This is a genomic window from Leisingera sp. F5, from assembly GCF_001593695.1.
In genome coordinates this window covers 1-2509 of record NZ_LUKH01000423.1, presented here as the reverse complement: position 1 = coordinate 2509, position 2509 = coordinate 1, and the positions used below count along the sequence as shown (strand labels likewise).

Sequence of the window (2509 nt, the reverse complement as noted above, 5' to 3'; positions counted from 1 at the left end):
CACCTGGCGCGGCGCCTGCGACCAGCCCGAAGTAATCGAGGCAATGCGCCGCTCGGACCTGTTTGTGCTGCCCAGCCGGGTCGCCGCGGACGGCGACCGCGACGGGCTGCCCAACGTGCTGATGGAAGCCGCCTCGCAATCCCTGCCGATCCTGTCGACGCCGGTTTCTGCCATCCCCGAGTTCATCACACATGGCACCCATGGCCTGCTGAGCGAGGACGGCCCTGAGGCGCTGGCCGAAACCCTGCTCTATGCTGCCCGGCACCCGCAGCGGCTGGCGGATATGGCCGGTGCCGCGCTGGCCCGCCTGCGCAGTGATTTCGGAATGGATCCCGGCATCGCCCAGCTGTCCAGCCGGCTGCATGCCATGCTGCAGGGAAGCTGACCGGCCATGCAGCCGGGAGCCGGAACGCGGGTTGCCTTCTACGCACCGATGAAACCGCCGCATCACCCGGTGCCCTCCGGCGACCGCGAGATTGCCCGCAACCTGATGGGCCTGCTCAGCGGCAGCGGCGCGGATGTGCAGCTGGTTTCCGACTTGCGGATCTATGACAAGCATGGCGACGCGGCGCTGCAGGCAAGTCTGCGCAATCAGGCAGACGCCGAGGTTAAACGGCTAATCCGCGGTCTTCCGGAAACAGACCTCTGGGTCAGCTATCACAATTATTACAAGGCGCCCGATCTGATCGGCCCTGCCGTCGCCCGCGCCCGCGGCATTCCCTATGTGCAGATCGAGTCAACCCGCGCCAAGAAGCGCCTGACCGGACCATGGGGCGGCTTTGCCGAGACAGCCCATGCCGCTGCCGATGCTGCCGCGGCGATCTTCTATTTCACGGAACAGGACCATTTTGCATTGGAGCGCGACCGCTGCGGTACTCAGGCAGTGGCCCACCTGCGCCCTTTCCTGCCGCGGGATCAGCTGCCCGAAGCCTCCTCGCTTGACGGCCCGATGCTGACGGCCGGCATGATGCGCAAAGGCGACAAGCTGGCCTCCTACCAAATCATCTCCGAAACGCTCTCTCATCTGCCTGGCGATTGGCAGCTGGACATTGCAGGCGACGGCCCCGCCCGAGGCGGCGTCGAGGCGCTGATGGCGCCTTACGGCGGCAAAGTGCACTTCCTCGGCCAGCTTTCCCGCATGGAGCTGGCTGCCGCCTATGCCAACGCCAGCCTGTTCCTTTGGCCCGGCGTCAATGAAGCCTTTGGCATGGTCTACCTTGAAGCCCAGGCTCACGGTTTACCCATCGCGGCCCAGGACCGCCCCGGCGTGCGGGACGTGCTGCTGCCCGCTGGCTGCCCGGCGCCGGAAAACGGCCCGGAGGCTCTCGCAGCCTTTACCGGACACCTGCTTGCAAACCGCGCGCTCCGCACCGAAGCTGGCCAGGATGCACGTGACTTCATATCTTCCCGCCATCTCGCACCCGCCGCTGCCCGGCAATTCTGGGCAACTGTTTTACCGCTGATGGAGACACGCGCATGATCCGCCTTGCCCTTTTGCGCCATGGCCACACCGCCTGGAACCGCGCCGGCCGCATCCAGGGTCGCAGCGACATCCCGCTGGATGACCAAGCCCGCGAAGAGCTGCCCGGCTATGCCTTGCCCGCTGACTGGCAGCAGGCCGGTCTTTGGTCCAGCCCGCTGATGCGCGCGGCGGAAACCGCAGAACTGATCACAGGCCGCGCACCTAGCACCGCAGAGGAACTGACCGAAATGAACTGGGGCGACTGGGAGGGGCTGCACGGGCTGGACCTGAAGACCGACCCAGCCAGCGGTTTCCGCGATATCGAGGATTGGGGCTGGCACTACCGCCCGCCCGGCGGAGAATCCCCGGCAGAGGTCTGGACCCGCATTGAACCCTGGTTGCGCAGCCTGACACGGGACACAGTCGCGGTCTGCCACATCGGCATCATGCGAATGATCCTGGCCCGCGCCCATGGCTGGGATTTCGACGGCCCCGCGCCCTTCCGCATCAAACGCAACCGGCTGTTTGTGGTGGAAATCAGCGGCTCCGCCCTTATGCCTTGGCCCGAACCGGTCCGGCTGATCCGCAAGGGCGCACCATGAAAGTCCTGATTGCCGTCACTCATCTGCTTGGCACCGGCCACCTGGCCCGTGCGCTGACGCTCGCGCGCGCCTTCTCCGCTGCCGGCCACAAGGTTCAGGTGGTTTCAGGCGGCTTCCACACCCCGCAGCTTGACACAGGCGGGACCGAGTTGATCCAGCTGCCGCCGTTGCGCTCTGACGGGGTTAATTTCACCCGGCTGCTGGCGGAGGACGGAACACTGGCGGATGCGGCCTATTTGATCCGGCGCCAAGATATTCTCCGTGCAACTCTGAACGAAATGCAGCCCGATGTGCTGATTACCGAGCTGTACCCCTTTGGCCGCCGTTCCCTGCGCAAGGAGTTTCTGGCGCTGCTTGACGCCGCCCATTCGTTGTCCCGGCGGCCCGTGATCCTTTCCTCTATCCGTGACATTCTCGCCCCGCCCTCCAAACCCGGGAAAGCGGA

Annotated in this window: 3 protein-coding genes and 1 pseudogene; all 4 read left to right on the top strand. The window is 65.6% G+C overall.

What is annotated here, in order from left to right; translation table 11 throughout:
* Positions 1-385: glycosyltransferase (locus A2I95_RS31305; RefSeq protein ID WP_291736097.1), on the top strand; the 385-nt coding region annotated here is incomplete at its 5' end.
* A gap of 6 nt (positions 386-391) precedes the next feature.
* Positions 392-1480 carry a glycosyltransferase gene (locus A2I95_RS31300; protein ID WP_291736095.1) on the top strand — a complete coding sequence of 363 codons (1089 nt, stop codon included), beginning with the start codon at positions 392-394 and terminating at the stop codon, positions 1478-1480.
* Positions 1477-2064 carry a histidine phosphatase family protein gene (locus A2I95_RS31295; protein ID WP_291736093.1) on the top strand — a complete coding sequence of 196 codons (588 nt, stop codon included), beginning with the start codon at positions 1477-1479 and terminating at the stop codon, positions 2062-2064. The genes A2I95_RS31300 and A2I95_RS31295 overlap by 4 nt, the downstream gene beginning before the upstream one ends.
* A pseudogene (locus A2I95_RS31290) lies at positions 2061-2509 on the top strand (glycosyltransferase); the annotation flags it as partial. The gene A2I95_RS31295 and the pseudogene A2I95_RS31290, both read left to right, overlap by 4 nt.

Bases quoted from the DNA above. Each gene is read 5' to 3' on its own strand.
- A2I95_RS31300 (WP_291736095.1), top strand. From the start codon at position 392: ATGCAGCCGGGAGCCGGAACGCGGGTTGCCTTCTACGCACCGATGAAA.
- A2I95_RS31295 (WP_291736093.1), top strand. From the start codon at position 1,477: ATGATCCGCCTTGCCCTTTTGCGCCATGGCCACACCGCCTGGAACCGC.